This is a genomic window from Amycolatopsis sp. NPDC114484 (assembly GCF_055633755.1).
In genome coordinates this window covers 17,358-43,233 of the sequence record NZ_JBVKDQ010000024.1, presented here as the reverse complement: position 1 = coordinate 43,233, position 25,876 = coordinate 17,358, and the positions used below count along the sequence as shown (strand labels likewise).

General features: G+C 68.4%; 28 protein-coding genes. 11 read left to right on the top strand and 17 right to left on the bottom strand.

What is annotated here, in order from left to right:
- Window positions 1–24: 24 nt before the first annotated feature.
- Window positions 25–1,170 (top strand): acyl-CoA dehydrogenase family protein, encoded by a 1,146-nt coding sequence (locus ACZ7SW_RS38150; RefSeq protein ID WP_470235226.1) that lies wholly within the window; start codon window positions 25–27, stop codon window positions 1,168–1,170.
- Here ACZ7SW_RS38150 and ACZ7SW_RS38145 read toward each other — a convergent pair.
- Window positions 1,167–1,385, bottom strand: a complete 219-nt coding sequence (locus ACZ7SW_RS38145) for a winged helix-turn-helix transcriptional regulator (protein WP_470235225.1) — start codon at window positions 1,383–1,385, stop codon at window positions 1,167–1,169. The genes ACZ7SW_RS38150 and ACZ7SW_RS38145 overlap by 4 nt on opposite strands.
- A 158-nt stretch (window positions 1,386–1,543) precedes the next feature.
- On the opposite strand from ACZ7SW_RS38145, the gene ACZ7SW_RS38140 reads away from it, so the two are divergent.
- The gene (locus ACZ7SW_RS38140) at window positions 1,544–1,801 is read left to right on the top strand and encodes a hypothetical protein (RefSeq protein WP_470235224.1); all 258 of its coding nucleotides are present in this window, start codon (window positions 1,544–1,546) and stop codon (window positions 1,799–1,801) included.
- A gap of 204 nt (window positions 1,802–2,005) precedes the next feature.
- Entirely contained in the window at window positions 2,006–2,581 is a 576-nt protein-coding gene (locus ACZ7SW_RS38135) for a Uma2 family endonuclease (protein WP_470235223.1), read from the top strand.
- 31 nt (window positions 2,582–2,612) lie between these two features.
- On the opposite strand, the gene ACZ7SW_RS38130 is transcribed toward ACZ7SW_RS38135, so the two are convergent.
- From ACZ7SW_RS38130 to ACZ7SW_RS38120, 3 genes are read right to left on the bottom strand one after another with little or no spacing between them, the layout of a single operon-like run.
- Window positions 2,613–3,833 carry an amidohydrolase gene (locus ACZ7SW_RS38130; protein WP_470235222.1) on the bottom strand — a complete coding sequence of 407 codons (1,221 nt, stop codon included), beginning with the start codon at window positions 3,831–3,833 and terminating at the stop codon, window positions 2,613–2,615.
- A 20-nt stretch (window positions 3,834–3,853) separates the two neighbouring features.
- A complete protein-coding gene (locus ACZ7SW_RS38125; RefSeq protein WP_470235221.1) occupies window positions 3,854–4,357 on the bottom strand; it encodes a GNAT family N-acetyltransferase in 504 nt (167 codons plus the stop codon).
- Entirely contained in the window at window positions 4,324–5,229 is a 906-nt protein-coding gene (locus tag ACZ7SW_RS38120) for an aldose 1-epimerase family protein (protein WP_470235220.1), read from the bottom strand. The genes ACZ7SW_RS38125 and ACZ7SW_RS38120 overlap by 34 nt, the downstream gene beginning before the upstream one ends.
- Before the next feature lie 88 nt (window positions 5,230–5,317).
- Between ACZ7SW_RS38120 and ACZ7SW_RS38115 the strand changes: the two genes are divergently transcribed.
- The 4 genes from ACZ7SW_RS38115 to ACZ7SW_RS38100 are packed head-to-tail and all read left to right on the top strand — an operon-like array spanning window position 5,318 to window position 8,314.
- Window positions 5,318–5,893, top strand: a complete 576-nt coding sequence (locus tag ACZ7SW_RS38115; RefSeq protein WP_470235219.1) for a TetR/AcrR family transcriptional regulator — start codon at window positions 5,318–5,320, stop codon at window positions 5,891–5,893.
- Window positions 5,893–6,708 (top strand): MBL fold metallo-hydrolase, encoded by an 816-nt coding sequence (locus ACZ7SW_RS38110; protein ID WP_470235218.1) that lies wholly within the window; start codon window positions 5,893–5,895, stop codon window positions 6,706–6,708. Before ACZ7SW_RS38115 ends, ACZ7SW_RS38110 begins: the two co-directional genes overlap by 1 nt.
- Complete coding sequence (locus tag ACZ7SW_RS38105) at window positions 6,705–7,553, top strand: MBL fold metallo-hydrolase (RefSeq protein ID WP_470235217.1); 849 nt, start codon at window positions 6,705–6,707, stop codon at window positions 7,551–7,553. Before ACZ7SW_RS38110 ends, ACZ7SW_RS38105 begins: the two co-directional genes overlap by 4 nt.
- Before the next feature lie 8 nt (window positions 7,554–7,561).
- Window positions 7,562–8,314, top strand: coding sequence for an MBL fold metallo-hydrolase (locus ACZ7SW_RS38100; protein WP_470235216.1), 753 nt, complete (start codon window positions 7,562–7,564; stop codon window positions 8,312–8,314).
- Here the strand turns inward: ACZ7SW_RS38100 and ACZ7SW_RS38095 are convergent.
- A complete protein-coding gene (locus ACZ7SW_RS38095) occupies window positions 8,301–9,026 on the bottom strand; it encodes an SDR family oxidoreductase (RefSeq protein WP_470235215.1) in 726 nt (241 codons plus the stop codon). The genes ACZ7SW_RS38100 and ACZ7SW_RS38095 overlap by 14 nt on opposite strands.
- A gap of 85 nt (window positions 9,027–9,111) precedes the next feature.
- Here ACZ7SW_RS38095 and ACZ7SW_RS38090 point away from each other — a divergent pair, with 85 nt between their 5' ends.
- On the top strand, window positions 9,112–9,675 hold the full coding sequence (locus ACZ7SW_RS38090) for a TetR family transcriptional regulator (protein WP_470235214.1): 564 nt from the start codon (window positions 9,112–9,114) through the stop codon (window positions 9,673–9,675).
- On the opposite strand, the gene ACZ7SW_RS38085 is transcribed toward ACZ7SW_RS38090, so the two are convergent.
- Together ACZ7SW_RS38085 and ACZ7SW_RS38080 are read right to left on the bottom strand one after the other, a co-directional pair.
- Window positions 9,676–11,112, bottom strand: coding sequence for an amino acid permease (locus ACZ7SW_RS38085; RefSeq protein WP_470235213.1), 1,437 nt, complete (start codon window positions 11,110–11,112; stop codon window positions 9,676–9,678).
- Between the two features lie 9 nt (window positions 11,113–11,121).
- Window positions 11,122–12,264, bottom strand: coding sequence for an aminotransferase class V-fold PLP-dependent enzyme (locus ACZ7SW_RS38080; RefSeq protein WP_470235212.1), 1,143 nt, complete (start codon window positions 12,262–12,264; stop codon window positions 11,122–11,124).
- 258 nt (window positions 12,265–12,522) lie between these two features.
- Between ACZ7SW_RS38080 and ACZ7SW_RS38075 the strand changes: the two genes are divergently transcribed.
- Together ACZ7SW_RS38075 and ACZ7SW_RS38070 are read left to right on the top strand one after the other, a co-directional pair.
- A complete protein-coding gene (locus tag ACZ7SW_RS38075) occupies window positions 12,523–13,320 on the top strand; it encodes a cyclase family protein (protein ID WP_470235211.1) in 798 nt (265 codons plus the stop codon).
- On the top strand, window positions 13,317–14,945 hold the full coding sequence (locus tag ACZ7SW_RS38070) for a thiamine pyrophosphate-binding protein (protein WP_470235210.1): 1,629 nt from the start codon (window positions 13,317–13,319) through the stop codon (window positions 14,943–14,945). Before ACZ7SW_RS38075 ends, ACZ7SW_RS38070 begins: the two co-directional genes overlap by 4 nt.
- On the opposite strand, the gene ACZ7SW_RS38065 is transcribed toward ACZ7SW_RS38070, so the two are convergent.
- The 4 genes from ACZ7SW_RS38065 to pdxH all read right to left on the bottom strand — a co-directional run bounded on the left by ACZ7SW_RS38065 (window position 14,905) and on the right by pdxH (window position 19,183).
- Window positions 14,905–16,278 (bottom strand): APC family permease, encoded by a 1,374-nt coding sequence (locus ACZ7SW_RS38065; RefSeq protein WP_470235209.1) that lies wholly within the window; start codon window positions 16,276–16,278, stop codon window positions 14,905–14,907. The genes ACZ7SW_RS38070 and ACZ7SW_RS38065 overlap by 41 nt on opposite strands.
- 46 nt (window positions 16,279–16,324) lie before the next feature.
- Complete coding sequence (locus tag ACZ7SW_RS38060) at window positions 16,325–16,885, bottom strand: DUF3558 family protein (protein ID WP_470235208.1); 561 nt, start codon at window positions 16,883–16,885, stop codon at window positions 16,325–16,327.
- Between the two features lie 36 nt (window positions 16,886–16,921).
- Complete coding sequence (locus ACZ7SW_RS38055) at window positions 16,922–18,217, bottom strand: MFS transporter (RefSeq protein WP_470235207.1); 1,296 nt, start codon at window positions 18,215–18,217, stop codon at window positions 16,922–16,924.
- Between the two features lie 300 nt (window positions 18,218–18,517).
- Window positions 18,518–19,183, bottom strand: coding sequence for a pyridoxamine 5'-phosphate oxidase (gene pdxH, locus ACZ7SW_RS38050; RefSeq protein WP_470235206.1), 666 nt, complete (start codon window positions 19,181–19,183; stop codon window positions 18,518–18,520).
- Between the two features lie 246 nt (window positions 19,184–19,429).
- Here pdxH and ACZ7SW_RS38045 point away from each other — a divergent pair, with 246 nt between their 5' ends.
- Window positions 19,430–21,106 carry a purine-cytosine permease family protein gene (locus ACZ7SW_RS38045; protein ID WP_470235205.1) on the top strand — a complete coding sequence of 559 codons (1,677 nt, stop codon included), beginning with the start codon at window positions 19,430–19,432 and terminating at the stop codon, window positions 21,104–21,106.
- On the opposite strand, the gene ACZ7SW_RS38040 is transcribed toward ACZ7SW_RS38045, so the two are convergent.
- Genes ACZ7SW_RS38040 through ACZ7SW_RS38015 form a run of 6 tightly spaced genes read right to left on the bottom strand, consistent with a single transcriptional unit; the run spans window position 21,071 to window position 25,531 of the window.
- A complete protein-coding gene (locus ACZ7SW_RS38040; protein WP_470235204.1) occupies window positions 21,071–21,799 on the bottom strand; it encodes an urease accessory protein UreD in 729 nt (242 codons plus the stop codon). The genes ACZ7SW_RS38045 and ACZ7SW_RS38040 overlap by 36 nt on opposite strands.
- Window positions 21,796–22,497: an urease accessory protein UreG gene (ureG, locus tag ACZ7SW_RS38035; protein ID WP_470235203.1), complete on the bottom strand. Its 702-nt coding sequence runs from the start codon at window positions 22,495–22,497 to the stop codon at window positions 21,796–21,798. Before ureG ends, ACZ7SW_RS38040 begins: the two co-directional genes overlap by 4 nt.
- Window positions 22,487–23,173: an urease accessory protein UreF gene (locus tag ACZ7SW_RS38030; protein WP_470235202.1), complete on the bottom strand. Its 687-nt coding sequence runs from the start codon at window positions 23,171–23,173 to the stop codon at window positions 22,487–22,489. Before ACZ7SW_RS38030 ends, ureG begins: the two co-directional genes overlap by 11 nt.
- Window positions 23,173–24,894 (bottom strand): urease subunit alpha, encoded by a 1,722-nt coding sequence (locus ACZ7SW_RS38025; RefSeq protein WP_470235201.1) that lies wholly within the window; start codon window positions 24,892–24,894, stop codon window positions 23,173–23,175. Before ACZ7SW_RS38025 ends, ACZ7SW_RS38030 begins: the two co-directional genes overlap by 1 nt.
- On the bottom strand, window positions 24,894–25,199 hold the full coding sequence (locus ACZ7SW_RS38020; protein ID WP_470235295.1) for an urease subunit beta: 306 nt from the start codon (window positions 25,197–25,199) through the stop codon (window positions 24,894–24,896). Before ACZ7SW_RS38020 ends, ACZ7SW_RS38025 begins: the two co-directional genes overlap by 1 nt.
- Window positions 25,200–25,228: 29 nt before the next feature.
- Window positions 25,229–25,531, bottom strand: a complete 303-nt coding sequence (locus tag ACZ7SW_RS38015; protein WP_470235200.1) for an urease subunit gamma — start codon at window positions 25,529–25,531, stop codon at window positions 25,229–25,231.
- Window positions 25,532–25,876: the final 345 nt, after the last annotated feature.

The window sequence follows — 25,876 nt, the reverse complement described above, 5'->3', positions numbered from 1 at the left end:
AGTACCAATGTCTGGGAGGAAGCCATGCCGGTCGACCGTCTGCTGCCGACGCCGGAATCAGAAGACCTGCTCGCGCTCGTCACGGAAATCGCCCGTGACGAGCTGAAACCGCGTGCCGCGGCCGACGAGGAAGCCGAGAAGTTCCCGCGCGACCTGTTCACCCTGATGGGCAAGTCCGGCCTGCTGGGCCTGCCGTACTCGGAGCGCTGGGGCGGGGCCGAGCTGCCGTACGAGGTCTACCTGCAGGCGCTGGAGGAGATCGCCGCCGCCTGGATGAGTGTCGGCGTCGGACTGTCGGTGCACACGATGTCCTGCTACGCGCTCGCGAACTACGGCACGGAAGAGCAGCAGGACCGCTGGCTGCCGGACATGCTGGGCGGCTCGCTGCTCGGCGCGTACGCCCTGTCGGAAACGCAGGCGGGCTCGGACGCGGCCGCGCTGTCGACTCGTGCGCGGCTTTCCGAGGACCAGTACGTCGTCAATGGCACGAAAGCGTGGATCACCCACGCCGGAGTCGCGGACTTCTACACGACGATGGTCCGCACGAGCGACGACGGCGGGCACGGCATCTCGTGCCTCCTGGTCGACTCGTCGACTCCAGGCCTCTCGGCGGCTCCGCGCGAGCGGAAGATGGGCCTCACCGGCTCGCCGACGGCGCAGATGCTGTTCGAGGACGCCCGGGTGCCCGCCGATCGCCTCATCGGCGGCGAGGGCGCGGGACTGAAGATCGCGCTGGCGTCACTCAGTTCCGGCCGGCTCGGGATCGCCGCGTGCGCGGTGGGCCTGGCGCAGGCGGCGCTGGACGAGGCCGTGGAGTACGCGAAGGGGCGCACGCAGTTCGGGCGTCCGATCGTGGATTTCCAGGGGATGGAGTTCCTGCTGGCCGACATGGCGGCGACGGTCGAATCGGCTCGTGCGACTTATCTGGACGCTGCTCGGCGTCGCGACCGCGGACTGGACTTCCAGCGGCAGTCGTCGATCGCGAAGCTGGTGGCGACGGACGGCGCGATGAAGGTGACGACGGACGCGGTGCAGGTGCTCGGCGGCGCGGGGTACACGCGGGACTTCCCGGTGGAGAGGTACATGCGGGAGGCGAAGGTGCCGCAGATCTTCGAGGGGACGAACCAGATTCAGCGGATGGTGATCGCGCGTTCGCTGAAGAACGCCTAGTCCCGTCGGTTGTCGTAGGCCTCGCGGGCCGTGTGGACGCGGCCCGCGTTGGCTTTCGACCAGTCGGCGATCGCGCCGGTCGACGTGCCGATCCCCAGGCCGAGGCCGGTGAGCGCGTACTCCACGCGCGGCGGGATCGCCGGGTAGATCGTGCGGGTGACCAACCCGTCGCGTTCGAGGTTGCGCAGCGCCTGGGTAAGCGATTTCTGCGTCACTCCCTCGACGCCGCGGCGCAGTTCGGTGAACAGGCTTTCGCATACTTGGTATGCATTGGGTACCTATAGATCGTCGAGGTGCCTTCTTCGCAAGCGATACCGGCAGCGAGCAGCCTGTTCGGCTGCTCGGAGCGCGCTGGCGGCGCAGATCGCGGTCCTTGATCGCGCGGTCGCGCACGGGGTACGGCACGCCCGTCGCCCGGCGGCGGGAGCACGCGCGGATCGATGCGCACCTCAAGGCTTCGGGGATGGGGTACACGCTGCTCGCGCCCAACTTCTTTATGCAGAATCTGCTGAGCCTCGCGCCGGAGATCACGGCGACTGGCGGCTTTTCGAACTCCGCGGGCGACGGCCGGATCGGGATGATCGACGCCCGCGACGGGGCGGCCGGTGGAGTATCGGCGGATCTCGGCTGAGGAGCATCGCGCGGCGATGGAGTCGAACGGGGTGCCGGAGGCGGGGTCGAACGCGCAGGTTTTCTCGTTGCTGGCACAGGGGGACGGGACCTGGCTGAGCGGGGATTTCGCTGCGGTTACCGGGGGTGCGCCGCGGGGGGTGCGGACGTTCCTGGCGGACCACGTTGGCGGAAAGTGTCGTACCCCTCGCTTACCGTGAGCGGCATGGACACCAGGACACTGCCTCGGCAACTGCTCTCGATCAAGGAATACCTCGCGCTCGGCGAGGTCGAGCCGGGATTCACCGAACTCGTGGAAGGCCGTCTGGTCTTCTCGCCGTCACCGGGAGCACGGCACAACCGCGCTACGTACGAGCTCGCTTTCCAACTGCACGATCAGCTGTCGGACGAATTCTGCGTGGTGCCGCGAGTCGATATCGATCTGGGTCTCGCACCGGACGGGGCACCGGGTTTCTCCCGATGCCCCGATCTCCTGGTCACCACGTCGGCCGTGATTGCCCGGACTCGCGAAGAAGACATCCTTCGCGCCGAGGACCTCGTCTTGGTGGTCGAAGTCGCGACGCCGGATTCGAAGCGCACCGACTACACCGCCAAACACGACGAGTACGCCGACGCCGGAATCCCCTTCTACTGGATCCTCGACCTCGACGATCCGGTCTCGCTCGTCGCCTGCCACCAGGCCGGGGAACTCGGTTACCAGGACGCCCCGGCCATCACCGGGAAATTCCGCACTGCCGAGCCATTCCCCGCGGAAATCGACCTCACCGCGTTGCTCGATTGAGGCGGCCGCCCGGGCCGCCTCGACCCAGCGTTCAGCGAGCTTCCCGGTACCGCCGATCCGCCGACACGCCCTCGCCGGTCGTCTCGTCGAAGTGGTAGACCTCCTGGCCCCGCACGAACACCCGCATCGCGCGGTTCATCACGTCCAGCGGGTCGCCCGACCACAGCACCACGTCCGCGTCCAGGCCGGGCTTCAGCGTGCCGACCCGGTCGTCCAGGCCGAGCATCTGCGCCGGGTGCAGCGTCAGTGCCTTCAGCGCGGTCTCCGGGTCGAGACCGTCCTTCACCGCCAACGCGGCTTGGTACACCAGGAAGTTGATCGGAACGACCGGGTGATCAGTGGTGATGGAAATACGGACCCCGGCCCGCGCGAGGATTCCCGCCGAGCGCAGGGATCGGTTGCGCAGTTCCACCTTGGACTTCGTGGTGAACAGCGGGCCGAGGATCACCGGGACGTCGCGTTCGGCCAGCAGGTCCGCGATCAAATGGCCTTCGGTGCCGTGGTTGATCACCAGTTTGTAGCCGAACTCGTCGGCCAGCCGGATCGCGGTCACCATGTCGTCGGCGCGGTGCACGTGCTGGTCCCAGTACAGCTCGCCGTCCAGGACCTTCGCCAGCGTTTCGTTGGTCAGGTCCGTTTCGAACGGCTTGCCCTCGGCCAGCGCGTGGTCGCGCTTCGCCTGGTAGTTGCGCGCCTTCGTGAACGCCTCGCGCAGGATCGCGGCGACGCCGAGCCTCGTCGAGGGCGTGACCTTCTTCTCGCCGTAAACCCTTTTCGGGTTCTCGCCCAGCGCGCTCTTCACGCTCACGTGCTCGGCGAAGATCATGTCCAGAATGGACCGGCCCCACGTCTTCACGCCGATGGTCTGCCCGCCGATCGGGTTTCCCGACCCCGGCTTGATCACCACGCTCGTGACGCCGCCGGCCAGCGCGTCGTCGAAACCCGGCTCGTACGGGTCGATCCCGTCGACCGCGCGGAAGCGCGCGCCGTTCGGGTCGGTCATTTCGTTGGTGTCGTTGCCCGCCCAGCCCTCGCCGTCCTCGTGCACGCCGAGGTGCGCGTGCGCGTCGATGAATCCCGGCAGGACCCAGCTGCCGGACGCGTCCACCAGCTCCGCGTCCTCCGGAACCTCGACGTCGGCCTCAGCCCCGACGTGGGTGATCCGGCCGTCTTCGATGAGCACAGTGCCGCCCTCGATCGGAGCGGCGCCGACGGGGACCACATAGCCCCCGACAATCGCCTTGTAAGCCATAGTTTGACACGCTAACGAACTCACCCGGGTTCGCGCATCCGGGGTTTTTCCAGGTGCACCAACTGATAGTCCGCTTCCGGCGACCGATGCGTCTCGCGGTAACCGAGCTTTCGGTACAAATAGAGCGGTCCGGCCGAACGTTCGCCGGTGAACAGCCGGAAGACCGTCACCTCCGCCGGGGTCGCCTCCTCCGCGGCCGCCAGCAGCGCGGTACCGAGTCCCTCGCCTTGGCGATCCGGTGCCACGACGAGCCGGCCGATCTCGCCGACCGGACCGTCCACTCGCATCCGCACGCTCGCCACCAACCGGCCACCGTCGCGGAAACCCCAGACCGTGATCGACGGGTCGGCGATGGCCGCGCGCACGTGGTCGAGGGTGTCCAGCAACGGCGGCAGGTCGAAGTTCTGGTGCGCCCGCGCCTCGGTGAGGTACGCGGCCTGCTGCAGGGTCAGCAACTCGCCCGCGGCGACGTCGGTCAGCAGCTCGAGTTTCACGGGACCCGGATTCCCCAGCTGCCCGTCCACGACGTGGCCGGCTCCAGTTCGATCAGGTCGGTGCGGGTGTTGAGCGCGTCCGCCGGGCAGGTCATCGGCTCGATCGCCACCGCGCGGCCGCGACCGGTCAGGTCGTCCGGCGTGAACACCTGCGCCCAGCGGAAGTCCGGGCCGGTCCAGACCACCAGCTGACGGTCGCCGTGGGACAGCACGTAGTGGTGGGTGCCGTCGGCGGCCAGCTCCAGCCCGCCGAACGCGGTGTCCAGGTCGACGCCCTCAAGCAGCTTGCCCTGACGGAAGTCGTATTCGGTGCCCTCGACGTCCTGCTCGTCCGCGTACGGCATCTGCTGATCGCCCTCGTACGGCCGCACGCGCGTGGCGGGCAGCGTGAGGGTCAGTTCGTCGGTGGGCGCGTCGCCGATCCGGAAGTACGGGTGGGTCCCGACGCCCACGCCGATCGGCTTCTCCCCCTCGTTGCGGATCTCGTGCGTGATGACGAGTTCCCGCGGCTGCAGGTCGTAGGTGATCGTCGCGCGCAGCGGGACCGGCCAGCCGGGCTGCGCCTCGACGTCGATGGCGAGCGTGATCGACGTTTCGGCGTGCTCCAGCAGCTCCCATTCCAGGTGCCGGGTCAGGCCGTGGATGGCGTTGCCGCGCGCTTCCTCGGTGATCTCCAGCTGCTGCTCTTCGCCCTCGAACTCCCACTTGCCGCCCTTGGTCCGGTTCGGCCACGGCAGCAGGACCTGGCCGAGCCCCTTCGGCGGCTTCTCGTCCTCGGCGAACGTCTCGACATACGGCACTCCGCTGATCTCGAACGCGCGCAGTCCGGCACCGATCTCGGTGATGACGGCGCGCGCGTTGCCGCGGGTGATCTCGAACTGCTCTCCGGTGGGGTTCGCCATGGCGCTGAGATTACCGATCGGCCGCGCCGAGCGGGCAGGCCTCGAAACTAACTAGACCGGTCGTCATAGTTTGAGCTACGGTGGGCACATGGTCAACCGCACTGACACCCGCCGGCGGATGCTCGAATCGGCGGCCGAGCTGTTTCGCACCCAGGGCTACCACGCCACCGGGATGACCCAGCTCGTGTCCGAAAGCCGGGCCCCGAAGGGCTCGCTGTACTTCCATTTCCCCGGCGGCAAGGAACAGCTGGCCGCCGAAGCGGTACAGCTTTCCGGCGAACGGCTGGCCGAAGCGTTCCGCGAAATCGCTTCCAGCGCACCGGATCCGGCCACCGCCATCGACCTCATCGTGACCGCGCTAGCCACCGGACTGTCCGAATCAGACTTTCGCCACGGCTGTCCAATCGCGACAGTCGCGTTGGAGGCGACGAGCAGCGACCTGATCCGCGCCGCCTGCGACCAGGGTTACGAAGGCTGGCTGCACGATATTTCCGCTTACTTCACCGAGCACGGTTTGCCCGAGGACCGCGCCGCCTCCCTGGCGACGGTCGTGTTGTCCGCGATCGAAGGCGCACTGCTGCTCGCGCGCACTCGGCGGGATACCGCGCCGCTGCAAGCCGTCGCCGCCCATCTGCACACCACTGTCGAACGGGAGTTCGCCTAATGCGGGTACACCACTTCAACTGCGGCACCATGCGTCCGATCGGCGGCAGGCTGGTCGACGGAAAACCCGGTCTGCTGCGCCGCGCCACCCTCGTGTGCCACTGCATGCTGGTGGAAACCGGCACCGGACTGACCCTCATCGAAACCGGGATGGGTTCGCCCATCGTCACCGATGCCGCACGCTGGCTCGGCCCGCGCTTCCTGCGGACGTCGAACCCGATGACGGACGAAAGCGAGACCGCGCTGAGCCGCATCCGCGCGCTGGGTTTCGACCCGGCCGACGTCCGCGACATCGTCCTCACCCACCTCGACCTCGACCACGCTGGCGGCCTCGTCGACTTCCCGCAGGCCCGCGTGCACGTCTACGGCAAGGAACTCGACGCCTACCGCGCCGGAAATCCGCGCTACCGCGACGTCCAGTTCCGTCACGGTCCACAGTGGAAGTCCTATTCGGACGCTGGCGACAGCTGGTTCGGTCTCGACGCGGTCCGCGAACTGGACGGAGTCGAGGGCGTCGCGCTCGTGCCGCTCGCCGGGCACACCGTCGGCCACGCCGGGGTGGCCGTCGACACCGGGTCCGGCTGGGTGCTCAACGCGGGCGACTCGTATTTCTTCCACCAGGAGATCGACGCCGACTCCTATTGCCCGCCAGGATTGGCTATGTTCGAACGGCGGGTCCAGACGCTGCCCGGGCCGCGGCGCGAGAACCAGCGCCGGTTGCGCGAGCTGCGCCGGGACCACGCCGACGAGGTGACCGTATTCGCCTCGCACGACCTGACCGATTTCGTCCGGCTCAGCGAGAGGAGCACGGTATGAAGGTGCACCACCTCAACTGCGGCACGATGCGCCCGCTCGGCGGCAAGGCGCTCGACGGCCGCCCCGGAATGCTGCGGCGCAGCACCATCGTGGCGCATTGCCTGCTCGTGGAGACCGCCGACTCGCTCGTGCTGGTCGACACCGGCTTCGGCACCCGTGGCGTCACCGAATCGCGCCGCTGGCTCGGCGGTCCGTTCATGACGATGGTCGGCGCGAAGCCGACCATGGAAGAGACTTCCGTGGCACAGATCCGCGCGCTCGGCCACGACCCCTCCGACGTCCGGCACATCGTGATGACTCACCTCGACGTCGACCACGCCGGCGGCCTGGCCGATTTCCCGGACGCCACCGTGCATGTCCGCACCACCGAGCGGCGAGCCGCGGACAATCCGAAGAGCTTCCCGGAGAAAACGCGTTACCGCGCCGAGCAATTCGCGCACAGTCCACTGTGGAGCACGTACGACGAGGCCGGCGAAAAGTGGTTCGGCTTCGACGCGGTGCAGCCGTTGCGCGGTCTGCCGCCGGAGATCCTGCTCGTTCCGCTGCCCGGCCACACGCACGGTCACTCCGGCGTCGCGGTCGACACCGGCGACGGCTGGCTCCTGCACGCCGGCGACGCGTACTTCTTCCACGGCGAAGTCGCCCCGGTGAGCCCGCACTGCCCGCCCGGCATGCGCGTGTTCGAGGCGATCAATCAGATGGACGGATCCGCTCGCCGCGCCAACCTCGCCCGGCTGCAGACCCTCGCCCGCGAGAAGCAGGACGAGGTCTCGGTGTTCAGCGCGCACAGCCCGGTCGAATTCCAGGCACTGCGCCGGAATACCTCGCAGCCCTCCCCGAGTTGAGTACTCGCATGACGCGCATCCGGTACGTCGGCGGCCCGACCGCCCTCATCGAGTACGGCGAGAACCGCCTGCTCACCGACCCCACCTTCGACGCCCCCGGCGACTACCCGATCGGCACCCGCAAGCTGGCGAAAACCGTCGGCCCGGCGGTCACCGCGGCGGAAGTCGGCGAGGTGGACGCGGTGCTGCTTTCCCACGACCAGCACCCGGACAACCTGGACGCAGCGGGGCGAAAATACGCCCTCGACGCCCCGCTGGTCCTGTCCACCGCCTCGGCGAGGGAACGGATCGGCGACCCCGTTCGCGCGCTGGCCAACTGGGAGTCCTACGACCTCGGCGGCGTCCGCGTCACCGGAGTTCCCGCGCAGCACGGGCCGGACGGCAGCGAGCATCTCGTCGGCGAAGTCACTGGTTTCGTGCTCGAAAGCGACGGCCAGCCAACGGTTTACATCAGCGGCGACAACGCTTCTCTCGACGTCGTGCGGCAGATCGCCGAGCGCTTCGATCGGATCGACATCGCCGTCCTGTTCGCGGGCGGGGCTCAGACGCCGCTGGTCGGCGACGCGTACCTCACGCTGCCGAGCGAGGATGCAGCGGAGGCGGCCCGGATCCTCAACGCGCGTCAGGTCGTCCCGCTGCACTTCGAGCATTGGGCTCATTTCACCCAAGGTCCGGACACCCTCGAACCGGCTTTCACCCAGGCTGGGCTCGCGGACCGGCTGCATCTGCTCAAGCCGGGAGAACAGGTCAGCTTCCGGTAAGCACGAACCCTCCGTCCACAGTGATCACTTCGCCGGTGACGAAACCGTTCTCCATCAAGTACACATTCGTCGCCGCGATCTGCTCGGCCTTGCCGACCGCCTTGGTCAGCGTCCGTTCGGTGAACGCGGCGACCATCGCGTCCAGCTGAGGTTGCGGGAGGCCGTCCCACATCGGCGTGCGGATCGGGCCCGGCCGAACCGTGTTGACGCGGAGCGGGGCCAGCTCGACGGCCAGGCCACGGGCCAATCCCTCGATCGCGCCGATCGAAGCGGCCGCGAGCGCCGCGCCGGGCATCGGGCGGACGCCGATGATCCCGGACGTCAGCACGATCGAACCGCCCGGCCGGAACCGGGGCGCGGCGTGCTTGACCGCGGCGACCACGCCCCAGTAGCGGACGTCGGACCGGCTCCTGGCCGCTTCGAGCGACAGGTCCGCCAACGGCCGCTGATCGAGCGCGTCACCCGCGGTGTACACGAGATGGTCCAGCTCTCCGACGTGCTCGAACAGGGCCGCGACGTTCGCGTCGTCGCGTACGTCGGCGACGAATCCTTCGCAGGTATCCGGTAATTCGGCGAGCGCGGCGTCCAGCCGTTCCTTGCTGCTCGACGCGATCGTGACGGACGCGCCCGCCTCCGCCGCGGCCCGCGCGGTCGCCAATCCCATGCCCGAGCTGCCGCCGATGACGACGACCCGCTGGTCAACCAAAGACATGATCGGTCCTCTCAAGTTGATGACTCAGTGAGACATCAACAGTAGCAGTGATGTCCCATTGAGTCATCACTGCTAGAATCTCGACATGCCGCGCTGGGATCCAGAAGCCAAAGAGCGGCTCCGCGCGGCCGCGCTGGAGCTGTTCGCCGAGCACGGCTATGAGAACGCCACGGTCACGCAGATCACCGAGCGCGCCGGACTGACCCGCCGCACGTTCTCGCGGTACTTCGCGGACAAACGCGACGTGCTGTTCGCCGGGTCGGAGCAGCTGCCGGACGCGATGGCCGACGCTGTCCGCCGCGCCGACCCCGCGCTTCCGCCGTTTCAAGCGCTATTGGCCGCACTGGTCGACGCTGGCGATCTGTTCGCTGGCCTGGTTTCGTCTGCCGCGCAACGACGCGCGGTCATCGCGTCCAGCCCGGAGTTGCAGGAACGCGAGCGCACGAAACTAGCCGCCATAACCGCAGCACTCGTCGGCGCGCTGCAGGAACGCGGTGCGACCGAAGCGAGCGCGAAGATGCTCGCCCAGGTCGGCGTCGCAGTGTTCCAAACCGCGTTCGAGCGATGGTCGGAGCAGCCCGAGGACGCGGATTTCGCGGCGCGGGTACAGGAGGCGGCGGCCGAACTCGCCGCCCACCTGACGCCGTGATTACGCCTCTTCACGCACCTCGACCAACGTAGAGTCTTCCAATTCCGCTTCGACGGCCTGCTTCGTGCGCCCGGTCGCCCTCAGCACCAGATAAGCCACCACCAGCAGGACGAAGAACGGAATCCCGAACTTCCACGCCGGGTCGAGACCTTCGATCCAGAACGTCGAAATCAGCACGGTGGCAAGGAAAGCGATCACCACGACGTTCACGACCGGCGCGCCCCACAACCGCACCGGCGACGGCGGCAGCCCGGCGCGGCGACGCCGGATCCGGAACGCCATATGGGTCACCAGAATGATCATCCACACGACGAGCGCGGCGAAGATCGAAATGCCGAACAGCACGAGATACGCGCCTGAATCGGAATTCTTGGACAGGATGGTCGCGATCACCAAGCCCGCGGTGGACAGTACGAGTGCGTTGCGCGGCACTCCGGACCTGGTCAGCCGTCCCGCCCAGGACGGAGCGAATCGGTGCTCGGCAAGGGAATGCAGCATCCGCGTGGTGAGGTAAAGGTTGGTGTTCGCGCTGGACAACGCGGCGGTCAGGACCACGAAGTTCATGATCGTCGCCGCCGCCGGAACCCCAGCGGATTGGAAGACTCGGACAAACGGGCTGGCCGTAATAGATCCGCCCTCGCCGGTCACTGTCCACGGCACCACCAACACAACGATGAGCATCGCGGCGACGTAGAAGATCGCCAGCCGCACCACCATCGCCCGGGCCGCGCGCGGGATGTCGCGGGTCGGGTTCTCGGATTCGGCCGCGGTCACCGAAACCACCTCGGTGCCGATGTAGCTGAACAGCACGAACACCATGGCCAGCAACAGCCCGGACACGCCGTTCGGCAGGAATCCGCCGCCCGCGCTGAGATTCGTGAGACCGGGAGCGGGCGCCTTCGGCAGGCCGAAGAACACGAGGATCAGGCCGAGCGCGACGAACACCAGGATCGCGCAGACCTTGATCATCGCGAACCAGTACTCGAACTCGCCGAAAATGTGCACCGCCGCGCCGTTGACGACGATCACCAGCAGCGAAAACACCGCGACCGGCACCCACAGCGGAATCTGCGGCCACCAGAACTGGACGTACACGCCGGCCGCGATCGTCTCCCCGCCGATCGCGATCACTTGCATGGCCCAATACGCCCAGCGCACCACGAACCCGCTGCCCGCGCCGAGATACTTCTGCGCGATACTGCCGAACGCGCCCGCGGCCGGATGCACCACCACCATCTCGGCCAGCGCCCAGGAAATCGTCAGCGCCACCAGTCCACAAAGGACGTATGCGAGCACCACGGCCGGCCCCGCGTGCGAGATCGCCAGGCTCGATCCGAGGAAAAGGCCGGTGCCGATGGCCCCGCCGATTCCGATCATGGTCAACTGCCTGCCGCGCAGCCTCCGCTGCAACCGGTTCGGGGACGGGGACTCGGCCATGTCTGCTCCCTACTGGCTCGCCCGGTACTCGGCGATCGCCGCGACGACGGCGTCGAGGTCGGACTCGACGTTGTAGTAGTGCAAGGACATCCGCAGCACGTCGCCGCGGGCACTGCACACGATCCGCCGCCCGGCGAGGAACGCCGCCAGCGCGTCGGGATCCCGGTCGGCCAAGGCGACGAGCGGACCGCGCCGCGCGTCGTCCAGCGGGGACCGGAGCTGTTCCCCAGCGTCGAGCAGCCGCTGCTGCAGCTGCCCGGTCAACCCGCTGATGTGGGCACGCACCCGGCGCGCGTCCACCTGGTGCACCAGCTTCAGCCCGGCGACCGCGCCGTACGCGGACGGGATCGACGGCGTCCCGGTCTCGAATCGGCGGGCGTGCTCGGGATAGTCGAGGTGCCGCGGATCGAATTCGAACGGGTTCGTGCGGCCGAACCAGCCGGTCAGCGGCGGGGAAACCGCGTCGCGCAAGCCTGGCCGTACATAAAGGAAGGCGATCCCGGAGATGCCGAGCAGATATTTCAGGCTTCCGCTGACGAGATAGTCGCAGCCGAGTTCGGCGACGTCGACCGGCTCGACACCCAGACCCTGGTAGGCGTCGACAAAGCTTCTGGCACCGTTTTTCCTAGCCAGCGCGGCGACTTCGCGCACCGGGAACCGCAAACCGTTGGCGTAACTGACCAACGGGACGGACACCAGCTGCGTTCGCTCGGTGATGAGCGCGGCGTAATCCTCGGTATCGACCAGGCCGTCGTGGTGGGCGACGAACTGGACGTCCGCGCCGCGGCCCTGCTGCGCCAGCCAAACATGGCCCAGCGACGGGAATTCCAGGTCGGTCGTGACGATTCCCGGCCGCTCCGCCCACGCCTGCGTGGACGCGACCTGATACGCCCCTTCGGAAGCGGAGGGCACGACGGCGATGTCATCCGCGTCCGCGCCGATCAGCTGAGCGAACAATGCCCGGGCCTCGGCGACCTTCACCATCCACTTGTCCCACGGCGCCCCGTGCTCGCGGATCGTGTGCTGGAACTCGAAAAGCTCCGCGGTCAGCGCGTCCGAGAGCGCGCCCTGGCTGCAGCTCGCGAGGTGCACCGAGTCGGCGAAGGCGGGGAAATGCGCCCGGAAAGCGACTGGGCTGGGCTGGTCGGTCACGACACTCCGTTCCGTAACTGGCGGGCGAGACCGGTCCGTTCGCCACCGTAACGGCGCGAGCACCGTGCGTCGATGCTCCGTCCCGGCGGCCTTGCGACACCGGAAGCCCTGGTCGAGGCTCCCGTGTTCACCCTGGCTGATCTTCGGCAGCTATTCCGTCAGTGCTGCTGAAACCGGTACTGTAGATATGGCCTTCCGCGCTGTCAACGACCGTCAAGGATCCGCAATAGCGCGCCCCGCGACCGAGAGGACGCACCGATGAGCAGCCCCGCCGAAACCGCGGTCGACCAGCTCCTGACCCAGCTGGCCGAGGGCCGGCTGGAGGTCGTCGACCTCACCAACAAGCTCAGCGCCGCCACCCCGACCCTGCGGCTGCCCGAGCCGTTCGCGAACCTGATCGACTTCAGTCTCGAGCCGGTCAGCGAGTTCGACGATTCCGGACCGTTGTGGCGGCACAACAACATCCACACCGGCGAGCACATCGGCACCCACCTCGACGCGCCGCGGCACTGGATCTCCAACCGCGACGGCGCCGACGTTTCGGAGCTGCCGGTGGGCAGGCTGATCGGGCCCGCGCACGTCCTCGACGTCTCCGCGCGCGTCGCCGACGATCCGGACTTCCTGCTGGAGATCGACGACATCCGAGCGTGGGAAGCCGAGCACGGTCCGTTGCGCGCGGGCGGCTGGCTGCTCGTGCACTCCGGGTGGGACCAGTACGCGCAAGACCGCGACGCGTTCCTCAACTTCTCCGACGGGGCCAGCCACACCCCCGGCATCTCAGCCGCGGCGGCGAAATGGCTCGCCGAGGAAACGCCGATCGCTGGCTACGGCGTGGAAACCGTCGGCATCGACGCCGGGAACGGCTTCGCGCTCGACCCGCCGATGCCCGCACACCACCACCTGCTCGGCGCGGACAAGTACGGCATCACCTCGTTGCAGAATCTCGGCTCGCTGCCGCCGGCCGGTGCGCTCGTCGTGGTCTGCCCGCTGCCGATCGTCGGCGGGACCGGCAGTCCGGCGCGGGTGCTCGCGGTGGTGCCGGGAGGTCAGGCGTGAACGTCGCCCAAGCCGCCGGGATCGCGTTGGCCCGATTCGGCGTACGCAAGGCGTTCGGCGTTGTCGGGAGCGGAAATTTCCACTTCACCAACGGCCTGATCCAGGGCGGGGCCGAGTTCGTCGCGGCCCGGCACGAGGGCGGCGCGACCACGATGGCCGACGCCTACGCGCGGTGCAGCGGCGAGGTCGCGGCGGTGTCGGTGCACCAGGGTTGCGGGCTGGGCAACGCGACCACCGGACTCGGGGAGGCGGCGAAGAGCCGGACGCCGCTGGTCGTCGTGACCGGCGAGGCGACGGATCCGCTGTCGAACTTTCACATCGACCAGGACGCGCTCGCCCGGTCCGTGGGAGCGAGCAGCATCCTGGTGCGGTCCGCGAAAACCGCGCTGGCTGACGTACGGCGCGCGTTCACTCAAGCCCGGCGCGACCGGCGGACTGTCCTTTTGCGACTCCCGCTGGACGTGCAGGCCGAGCCTTTCGAGGAAAGCCTTCTCGATGGTCTTACCGCTATCGAACCGCTGCCGCAGCCGCGCGCCGCTGCGGCGGAAGTGAAGGCGCTCGCTTCAATTCTGCAGCAGGCCCAGCGGCCGGTATTCCTTTGTGGACGCGGTTCCCGGGCAGCGCGGGCGGAACTGGTCGCGCTGGCCGACCGTTGTGGCGCACTGCTCGCCGAAGGTGCGGTCGCGAAAGGACTGTTCGCTGGCGAGCCGTGGGCGATCGGGGTGTCCGGCGGGTTTTCTTCACCGCTGACGACCGAACTCATCCAGGGTGCGGACGTCGTCGTCGGCTGGGGCTCCGCGCTCAACGACTGGACCACCGCACACGGACGGCTGCTCTCTCCGGAAACGACTCTCGTGCAGGTCGACCTGGAATCCACCGCGCTGGGCCGCAATCGGCCGGTCGATCTCGGCATCGTTGGCGATGTCGCCGGTACCGCGCTGGCGGTGGCCGAACAGCTCAGTGTCCACAATGGATATCGAAGCGACGAGCTTCAGGCCCGAATCAGCCGGGAAATCCGTTGGCGCGACAACGAACACGACGACGCCGGGACCGCCGACGTCATCGACCCGCGCACCCTGTCCGTCGCACTGGACGGACTCATCCCGGCCAACCGGGTCGTCGGCGTCGATTCGGGGAACTTCATGGGCTACCCCACGATGTACCTCGACGTCCCCGACGAGAACGGCTTCTGCTTCACCCAGGCGTTCCAGTCGATCGGCCTCGGACTGGCGACCGCGATCGGCGCGGCGCTCGCCCAGCCGGACCGCTTCCCGGTCGCGGCGTGCGGCGACGGCGGGTTCCTGATGAGCATCGCCGAACTGGAGACCGTCGTACGGCTGAAGCTGCCGATGCTGATCGTGGTCTACAACGACCACGCCTACGGTGCCGAGGTGTACTTCTTCGAACCCGGCGGACATCCGGCCGACACGGTCACCTTCCCCGACACCGATATCGCCGCCATCGCCCGCGGCTATGGCTGCGATGCGGTCACCGTCCGAGCCAAGGAGGACCTCGACGAGGTGGCCACCCGGGTCGCCGCCGGGCTCGACCGTCCGCTAGTAGTCGACGCGAAAATCGCCGGGTTCAGCGCCTGGTGGCTCCAGGCCGCGATGACGCACCACTGAGCATCCGCTTCACCAGGAGGTTCACCACCCACAACAGGACGCCCACGGCGAGCAGGATGCCAGCCACCTGGTAGTCCTGCGCCGGGCGGCCGGACAGCGGACTGACCAGATAGAGGCAGAACACCGCGGCCAGCACTGGCAGCACCGTCGGCACCCGGAAATGCTTGTGCGGCACTTTGTCCTTGCGCAGCACCAGAAGCGCGATGTTGACGATGGCGAACACCACGAGCAGCAGCAACGCGGTCGTGCCGCCGAGCGCACTGATGTCCACAAAGGACACCAGGCCGATAGCGATGACGCTGGTGAAAATGATCGAAACCCAGGGCGTCCGGCGAGTCGGGTGCACGCGGCCGAAAACCGGCGGCAGCACACGCTCGTTCGAGAGGCCGTACAGCAGCCGGCTGGCCATCAACATGTTGATCAAGGCGGAATTGATCACCGCGAACAGGCCGATGGCGGAGAAGATTTCGCGCGGGAAGCCCGGCGCGCCGACGTCGAGCACCTTCAACAACGCGTCGCTTTTCGCGCCAGCCAGTTCAGCCGCCGGGACCAGCAGCGACGACGTCACCGAGACCAGCACGTAGATCGTCGCGGCGATGACCATGCCCCACAGCATCGCGCGCGGGAAAATCCGCACTGGATCATGGCATTCCTCGGCCATGTTCACCGAGTCCTCGAAGCCCACCATCGCGAAGAACGCGAGTGACGTCGCCGAGGAGATGGCGACCAGCCACGTCTTGTCCGCGGTGTCGATCTCGACGAGCCGGGACGGTTCGCCGTCGCCGTTCAGCACCGCCCACACGCCGACGCCGATAATGATCAGCAAGCCGGACAGTTCGATGCAGGTGAGGACGACGTTGGCCTTCACCGATTCGCCGATGCCGCGGAAGTTGATCAACGCCAGCATCACCACGAACGCGATGCCGACCAGCACCGTCGGCAGCTTCACGAACGCCGCGAGATAGGTCGCGCCGAACGCGACGGCCGCCGACGACGCCGAGGTGATCCCGGAGCACATCACCGCGAACGCGACCATGAAGGTCAGGAACGGCACACCGAACGCCTTGTTCGTATACAGCGCCGCGCCGGCCGCGCGCGGGTACTTGCCGACCAGTTCGAGATAGCTGAACGCGGTCATGAACGCGACCACGAACGCCAGCAGGAACGGCAGCCACAACGCACCGCCGACGCGTCCGGCGACCTGCCCGGTCAGCGCGTACACGCCGGTGCCGATGATGTCGCCGACCACGAAGAACAGCAGCAGCTTCGGGCCCATGACCCGCAGCAACGCCGGCTCGGCGACCTTGGAAGTGCCCTCGCTCACGTCCGTCATGGGCGATTAGTGTGCCTTGTCCGGGCTTGAACGGGAAGTCGGCCGATCAGGCCTTGGCGACCGCCGTGTGCACGAGCGGGGTCATCATTTCCTTGGTCATCTTGACCGGTCCGGTGTAGTTGACCAGCACCGGAACCCCGTTGGACACCTTGGCCGCGGCGAGCGTCGCGGTCTTCTGCTCGTCGGTGTAGAAGACGGCGCCGTCCGGGAAGCCCGCCACGTCGACCGCGCCCGGCTTGGCCTTCTTGATCGCGGCGATCATGTCCGCGGGCTTGGCCTTGCGGCCCTCGTAACGGGTCACCGCGAGCGCGCCGGCGGTCTTGCCTTCGACGACGTATTCGCAGCTCGTGGCCTTGCCGCCGTTGCTCGGATTGTCGTGGGCGGGCCCGGCCTTCGACGTGATGTTCGGGATCTTGATCGCCTTGCTGACGTCGTCGGACGGCAGCAGAGCGCAGGTGTCCGCCGCCTTGCCGGCGGGCGCGGACGAGGCGGGCTGGGAGGACGGGGCCTTGGTTGCGGGCGGCGGCGCGGCGGCCTTCTGCTCGCCGGAACAGGCGGTGAGGACAGCGGCGGCGGAGATCAGCAAAGCGATCGGGTATGCACGCATATCGGGCATGCTATTCCGATCGGAGTAACGCGAGCGTCAGTGGTCCTCCTCCACCGGCGCCCGATACCGCCAGAACCCAGGAAGAACGGCCAGCGAGGCCACCGTCAGCACGATCACCAGCAGGCCGCCGCCGGTCGCCGCGATCTTGGTGCCCCACGCCGCGGCGGACCAGCCGTGCGTGAGGTCGGCGATCCGCGGCCCGCCCGCGACGACCACGGTGAACACGCCCTGGAGCCGTCCGCGCATCTCGTCGGTGGTGGCGGTCTGCAGGATCGCCTGCCGGTACACCGAACTGACCATGTCCGCCGCGCCGCCGAGCGCGATGAACACCAGCGCCAGCCACAGCGAATGCGCGAGCCCGAACGCCGCCATCGCCGCGCCCCAGCAGCAGATAGCGATGACGACCGCGGCCCCCTGCCGCCGCACCCGGTGCAGCCAGCCGGAGAACAACCCGATGAGCATCGCGCCCGCGGGCAGCGCGGCGTAGAGCATGCCGAGCGCCGGACCGCCGCCGGGCGGGTCGCCGAACGTCCGCTCGGCCATCTCCGGGATCAACGCGCGCGGCATGCCGGCGACCATCGCGATAATGTCCACGACGAACGACGCCAGCAGCACTTTTTGCTTGGCCAGATAACGGAATCCGTCGATGACCGAACCGAGCCCCGCCTTGCGCGCGCCCTCGCCGAGCGGCGGGATCGAGGGCAGCCGCCACACCGCGATCAACGTGATCGCCAAGGCGCAGACGTCCACCAAGTACAAAGTGGACAGACCGATCACCGGGATCAGCGCCCCGCCGAACAGCGGTCCGAACACCGCGCCGAACGTGGCCATCGTGGTGTTGAGCGCGTTCGCCGACGGCAAGAGCGAGGCGGGAACGAGCCGCGCGACGACCGCGCCGCGCGTGGGCATGTTGATCGCGAAGAACGCCTGGTTCGCGGCGAGCAGCCCGAGCACGAGCCACACCGAATGCATCCCGGCGAACGCCTGGAGCCACAGCAGCGCGGAGGTGACCGCGACGCCGACGTTGGTGACGAGCAGCAGCTTCCGCCGGTCGACGGCGTCGGCGATCGCCCCGCCCCAAAGCCCGAACACGAGCAGCGGGACGAGCGCGACCGCACCGGTCAATCCGACGTAACCGGACGATCCGGTGATATCGAAGACCTGCTTCGGCACCGCGACGGCGGTGAGCTGCGACCCGACCGCGGTGACCGCGGTGGACATCCACAGCCGCCGAAAAGCCGGGATCTTGAGCGGACGGGTGTCGACGACGATCCGGCCGAGGAGCTTGCGGGCCCCGGTACGGGGCGGGCGTATCCCCGGTTCTGAAGTCACGAGCTATCAGCTTAGTTGCGCTAACGAAGCTGGCGCAGGTGATTTTCCCCGCAGGCTGGCGGGATGGCCGTTTGTTGACGGCCGGAGCCGCGCTGAAGAGCGACTTGGCGGAGGCCGAAGCGCCCCACGTGGCGTTTGGTGCACGGGTCTCGTCGCGGAGAAGTCCGTGAGGGCCACCTTGAGGGAATCAGATTCCCTCAAGGTGGCCCTCACGGACTTCGCGTTGTGGACCCGCCCGGCGAAACGAAACGCCGCCCCCAGGCCAAAGCCCGGAAGCGGCGTCTGAGAACAACCGGCAGATCAGGGAGCCAACCGCTCCACGTGCCAGCCGTCGTGGGTGCGGTGGAAGCGGAGGCGGTCGTGCAGCCGGTCCTCGCGACCCTGCCAGAACTCGACGAAGTCCGGCCGGATGCGCCAGCCTCCCCAGTGCGGCGGGGCGGGGATGTGCTCGACGTCGGCGAAGCGGCGTTCGATGTTGCGCAGGGCGTTGTCCAGCGCGCGCCGTCCCTCGACCACTCGCGACTGCGGCGACGCCCACGCCCCGAGCTGCGAACCGCGCGGGCGCTGGGCCCAGTAGGCGGCCGTCTCGTCCGCGCTGACCTTTTCGACCTCGCCGCGGACCGTGACCTGGCGGTGCAGCGGGTACCAGGGGAAGGTGGCCGACGCGTAGCGCGTGGCCGTGAGGTCGTGGCTCTTCGACGACGTGTAGTTCGTGTAGAAAACCACTCCGCGTTCGTCGAAGCCCTTGCACAGCACCGTGCGCGAAGAAGGCCTGCCTTCGGCGTCGGCGGTCGCGAGCACCATCGCGTTGGGCTCCGCGAGCGCTTCGGAAACCGCTTGGCTCAGCCAGCTCTCCAGCTGTTCATGCCACGTTGCCGCGAGCGCCGACTCGTCAAACGGCGCACCGTCGTAGGCCACCCGCATGCCAGGCAGCCGCACGACCGCCTCGTCGATCTCCGGTGTCATCCGGCCCAACCTCCGTTACCCCTGGTGAGGGTGTCGAATCACGGCTATCCAGCGACGGTATTGGGTCGCCGGTCCCGGCGAAACCCACCGAACGGTGACTCCTGCCACGCCCGGCTCGCCACCGGGCCTTAACCGCAGGACGCCGAGTTGTAACGCGCCGTTCACGGGCAGGCCCCTGATCGATACAGCCCGCACCTACCTTTCGACCTGCTCCGGCACCCGTCCCCAGTTACGGAGGCAGGTCAAATGACCGAAACTCTGTCCGAACGCGACGATACGCAAAAACCGCAACGCACCTACGCCGCGCTCGCCGCCGACGAAAACCGCGAGGACTACTCGCTGCGCTTCGCCGCGCAATCGTTCCGGCGCTGGTCGCCGTTAGTCGTCGCGACGACCGCGCTGGGCGGGATCGCCTACCTCGCCGACTTCGCCATCGGCGCCAGCATCGTGCTGTCCTACGGCTTCACCTCAGGAGTTCTCGCCATCCTGGCCGCCGCGGTGGTGATCTTCGTGACCGGGGTACCGATCGCGCGCGCCTGCGCGACCTACGGCGTGGACATGGACCTGCTCACCCGCGGCGCCGGGTTCGGCTACTTCGGGTCCACCCTCACCTCGCTCGTCTATGCCAGTTTCACCGTGATCTTCTTCTCCCTCGAAGGCTCGATCATGGGCCAGGCGTTCCAGCTGGCGCTCGGCATTCCGCTGCCGATCGGCTACTTGCTGGCGACGCTGATCGTGCTGCCGTTCGCGCTCTACGGGATGGGCGCGGTCGCGAAGATGCAGACCTGGACGCAGCCGATCTGGATCGCCGGGCTGGTGCTGCCGTTCGTCGTCGTGCTCGTGCGGGAACCCGGACGATTCGCCGATTTCGCGGCGTTCGGCGGCATCGAGGGCGCGGGTTCCGGATTCTCCGCGGTCGGCTTCGGTTTCGGGATGGGCATCGCGCTGTCGCTGATCGGGCAGATCGGCGAGCAGGCCGACTACTTGCGCTTCATGCCGGCGAAGACGGCGGAGAACAAGCGTTCCTGGTGGGCCGCGGTGCTCGCCGCCGGGCCGGGCTGGGTGGTGCTCGGCGCGGCCAAGCAGATCGGCGGCGCCCTGCTGGCCTTCCTCGCGCTCGGAGCGGTCGGCAAGACCACGGCGCTGGAGCCGATCGCGCCCTATCTCGAGGCGGTGCGGCCCGCGCTCGGACCGGCCGCGCTCACTTTCGCCGCGTTGTTCGTGGTGGTTTCGCAGATCAAGATCAACACGACGAACGCGTACTCCGGCTCGCTGTCGTTCGCGAACTTCTTCTCCCGCGTAGTGCACCGCCACCCGGGCCGTGCCTGGTATGTGCTGGTCAACTGCGGGATCGCGCTCGCGCTGATGGAGTTCGGCGCGTTCGGTTTCCTGAACAAGATCCTCGGCTTCTATTCGAACGTCGCGATCGCCTGGATCGGCGCGGTGTGCGCGGACCTCGTGATCGCGAAACCGCTCGGCCTTTCCCCGCGCTACATCGAATTCAAACGGGCTTACCTGCACAAGGTCAACCCGGTCGGCTTCGGTGCCATGGTGCTCGCTTCCGCGGTGTCGATCGCGGCGTACTTCGGCGCGTTCGGCGAATACCTGGCGGCCTTCAGCCCGCTGCTGGCGCTGGTGATCGCCGTCGCGCTGGTGCCGGTGCTCGCGGCGGCCACCCGCGGCCGGTACTACCTGGTGCGGCCCAACCTCGTCTCCGGCCCGGAGGTCGACCAGGACCCCACCGCCACGCACAATTGCTCGGTCTGCGGCGACGCCTACGAACTGCCGGACATCGCCGACTGCGCCAACCAAGGCGGCGCGATCTGCTCGCTGTGCTGCACGCTGGACAGCGGCTGCCACGACATGTGCCGCGAGGCCGGCCCGGTCTCACTGCCCGAGCCGACTTTCCGCACCGCCGGATAAACCGAGTCTCGACGCGGCCACCACATCCGGACCGACCGCGGTCGTCAGCGTGCCGCCCGCGGCGAGCGGGGTCCGCGACCACCAGGGTCCGGACTCCGCTCGCCGCGGCGGTCTGCCGAACTCGACCTCAGTCACCAGCACTCGATGCCCAGCCAGCACGGCGAGGCTCGCGTCCAAAAGAGCGTCACCGACGGTCTGCGTCTGCCGGAGAGCCGGGACGTCGCCGCAGGTCACGTGCACTGTCGAGGACAACCTGCCCGGACGCTCGCCCTCCCGGCCGAGGACGAGCACCTCGCGGGTGTGGAACCGGGCGTCCGCGGCCAGGTCGGCGCGCAGCACGGCGACGTGGTCGGCGCGAGCGGTGACGACGGTCGGCTCCGGCAGGTATTCGAACGAACCCCCGTCCTCGACGACGATCTCCACAGTGGACAAACTCGGCACCTCGCGCAGCCCGGGCAACGCGAGGGTCGCCGCGACGCCGGAAAGCTTCAGCTCCGCACCGGGCCCGACCTGGATCTCGAGCCGTAGCTCATCACCGCCGAGCGGCGCGGTCGCCGAGTTGACCAGATGCACCACCGCACCAGCGCCACGCTGCCGACGCGGGACGAGCATCAGCGGTGCCATCGACCTCAGCTCGCGCAGCACCGTCCGTCCATCGTCGAGGGCGGCGACCAGGCGTGCGTGCGCCTTCACCCCTGCCGGACCGGCACCAGCGAACGCACCCAGTCCGCCACCGCCGGAGCGTCCGGGGTGTCCACTAGGGACTGCGCGAACACCGGCAGTTCGCCCCGCATGCGGTGAGCGTCCGAGGTCATCACGGTCAGGTCGGCGCCGACCAACGGGGCGAGGTCGGTTTTGTTGATCACCAGCAGGTCGGCCGTCGTGACCCCGGGACCGCCCTTGCGCGGCACCTTGTCCCCGCCCGCGACGTCGACCACGAAGATCTGGCTGTCGGCCAGTCCGCGGCTGAACACCGCGGTCAGGTTGTCGCCGCCGCTTTCCACGATGACCAGCTCCAGGCCGGGGAACTTCTCCTCCAGCCGTTCCACCGCGTCGAGGTTCGCGGTGATGTCGTCGCGGATGGCGGTGTGCGGGCAGGCCCCGGTCTGCACCGCTTCGATCCGCTCCGGGTCGAGGACGCCCGCCCGGCGCAGGAAGTCCGCGTCCTCGGTCGTATAGATGTCGTTGGTGACCACGGCCAGGTTGTATTCGCCGCCCAGCGCGCGGCACAACGCGGCGGTGAGCGCGGTCTTGCCGCTGCCGACCGGGCCGCCGATGCCGATCCGGTACGCCCGTCCGGCGGTCGGCGCCGCGTCGTAGTGGTCCGGTTCGGCGGCGGTCGGGTCGAAGTTGACGGCGTGAAAGTGCCCGTGACCGTGTTCAGCTGGCAAAGAGACGCACCTCTTCCTGGTGATGCCGAGAGTGTTCCTCGGCGAACAAATCCAGCGCCGGCGACGCCGGTGCTGGCAAATCGGCCGGATCGGCACCGGCGGTCTCGGCGGCCTGGCCGCTCACCTCGCGCAACGGTCCGGCCATCCGTGCGACCACCGCGTTCACCGCGAACGGGTCCAGCCCAAGCAGCCGTACGGCCGCGCTCGCCGGGCCGCTCACGGCGAGGTAGGCCACCGCCATGGCCGCGTCGAACGGACTGCCGCCGCCGATACCGACGAGCGCGCCGCTGACGATCGGATGATGCGGGCGCGGAGTTTCGGTCAGCAGCTGCGACAGGACTGGGGACGGCCACGCGGCACGTCCGGCTCGCGCCGTGCCCCGGCCTTGTGCCCGCGACGCTTCCCGTTGCGCGAGCGAGGGCGTGCGGGCGTCGAGTTCCTGATCGAGTTGTCGCCAATGGACACTCTCGACGGCTCGGGCGGCAGCATGCGCTGAGGCAGCGGCGAACGCGGCGGCGAGCAGCCCCGCCGTGTGCAACCGTCCAAAGAGGAATCCCGGCAAGTCGCGTTCGGACCGGACAAGGCCTCGCGCCGCTATCTCTTCGAGGCCGCCGGAATGCACGTGCCCGCCGCCCGGGAACCGGGAGTCCGCGAGAATGAGTGCGACTGGGTCCATCAGAACAGGAAATACCTTTGCGCCATGGGCAATTCGGCCACCGGATGCGGTTCGATCAGCTCGCCGTCCACCCGCACCGCGAAGCTGTCCGGATCCACTCGTACCGCCGGGGTGGCGTCGTTCAGCACCATGTCCGCTTTCGTCCGGCGGCGGGTGTTGGCGATCGGTACCAACGGCCGGGCGATGCCGAATCGTTCCGGCAACCCGGACTCCAGCGCTTCCGGGGCCACGAAGTGCAGGCTGGACGCGGCCGCCACGGCGGGCGCGGCACCGAACATCGGCCGTGCGAGCACCGGTTGCGGCGTGGGGATCGAAGCGTTCGCGTCCCCCATCGCCGCCCACGCCGGGAATCCGCCTTTCAGCACCACATGCGGGCGCACGCCAAAGAATTTCGGTTCCCACAAAACAAGATCGGCGAGCTTGCCGACCTCCACCGAGCCGATCTCCGCGTCCATTCCGTGCGCGATCGCCGGGTTGATCGTGTACTTCGCGACGTAGCGGCGGGCGCGCAGATTGTCTGCCGCACCGTCGCCGGGAAGCGCGCCACGGCGGGCTTTCATCACGTGCGCGGTCTGCCAGGTCCGGATGATCACCTCGCCGATCCGGCCCATCGCCTGCGAATCGGAACTCATCATCGAGATCGCGCCGAGGTCGTGCAGGACGTCCTCGGCGGCGATCGTGCTCGGCCGGATCCGGCTTTCGGCGAACGCGAGGTCCTCGGGCACCGACGGGTTCAGATGGTGGCACACCATCAGCATGTCCAGGTGCTCGTCGAGGGTGTTGACGGTGTGCGGCCGGGTCGGATTCGTCGACGACGGAAGGAAGTTCGCCATTCCGGAGACCTCGATGATGTCCGGCGCGTGCCCGCCGCCCGCCCCCTCGGTGTGGTAGGCGTTGATCGACCGGCCGCCGATCGCCTCCACAGTGGACTCCAGGAACCCGGCCTCGTTCAAAGTGTCGGTGTGGATCGCGACCTGCACCCCGGATTCGTCCGCGACAGTGAGGCAAGCGTCGATCGCGGCGGGCGTCGAACCCCAGTCCTCGTGCAGCTTGAACCCGCCCGCCCCGGCGGCCAGCTGCTCCCGCAACCCCTCGTGCCGGACAGTGTTTCCCTTTCCCAGCAGCAACACGTTCACCGGCTGACCGTCCATCGCGGACAGCATCCGGCCGAGGTTCCAGGCGCCGGGTGTCACCGTGGTCGCCTTGGTGCCCTCGTTCGGCCCGGTGCCGCCACCGACCAAAGTGGTCAGTCCGGCCGCGAGCGCGGTGTCCACCAGCTGCGGGCAGACGAAGTGCACGTGACAGTCGATGCCGCCGGCGGTGAGGATCTTCCCGTTGCCCGCCAGCACTTCCGTCGACGGACCGATCACCAGCGCCGGATCGACACCGTCCATAGTGTCCGGATTGCCCGCCTTCCCGATGCCGACGATCCGGCCGTCGCGCACCCCGACGTCGGCCTTCACCACGCCCCAGTGGTCGAGAATCACCGCACCGGTGAGCACCAGATCCGGCGCGCCCTCGGCACGGGTGGCCATGCCCTGGCCCATCGACTCGCGAATCACCTTCCCGCCGCCGAAAAGCACCTCGTCGCCGCTGCCGCCGGGTCCCATCGACCGGTCCTCGGTCACCTCGATCAGCAGGTCGGTGTCGGCGAGCCGGATCCGGTCCCCCGCGGTCGGGCCGAACAGTTCGGCGTAGCGGGCGCGGTCGATCTCCGGCATCAGAACTCCCCGGCGTATTCGGCGCGCAGCCCCGGCACCCGCCGGTTTCCGCTGAGCGGCACGAGGTCGACCTCCCGGTCGATCCCCGGTTCGAACCGCACCGAGGTCCCGGCGGGCACGTCGAGCCGGTGCCCGCGGGCCGCTTCGCGGTCGAACTCCAGCCCGGGGTTGACCGCGGCGAAGTGATAGTGCGACCCGACCTGCACCGGCCGGTCGCCGAGGTTGCGCACGCGCAGCCGGACCCGGGACCGGCCCGGATTCAGCGGCACCGGCTCGTCGCCGGGAATGATCTCGCCTGGCCGCAAGAATTCCTCCTCAAGCAATCGGTTCGTGCTCAAGCAATCGGTTCGTGCACCGTGACGAGCTTCGTGCCGTCCGGAAAAGTCGCTTCCACCTGCACCGACTCCACCATTTCCGGCACCCCGTCGAGCACTTGCGCCCGCGTGAGCACAGTGCGCCCGCCCGCGGCCAATTCACTGACCGCGCACCCGTCGCGAGCGCCCTCGAGGACGTAATCGGTGATGAGCGCGACGGCTTCGGGGTAATTGAGCCGGACACCGCGTTCGAGTCGTTTGCGAGCAACGTCCGCCGCGACGTGGACCAGCAGTTTGTCGCGTTCCTGCGGGCTCAGGTGCATGGCCAAGGTCTACCACCGGAGGGCGCGCTCCGCCCGATTCGGCAACGCAGTGTTTACGTGGCCGGGACAGCGCTTGTTCGCCGAACTCGAAAAGAATTCGGACAAGCCGGGAACGCCTCGGCGAGGATTCCGCAATTCCCGCCCGGCAGCCCGCCACTCCCGGAGTACGCCCGGCGCCCGCCGCGCTCACCGAGCGTGACACCCGTCCGCCTCCGCAAGTCTGGGTTCACCTCAAGTCCACCGGGGTACCAGTCTGCGGTCACCTCACTGGACCGGAGAAAGTGGCGTCCTAGGCTCACCTGGACTGAATCGTTCTCGTAATCGTGACCGAAACCACGACTTCTT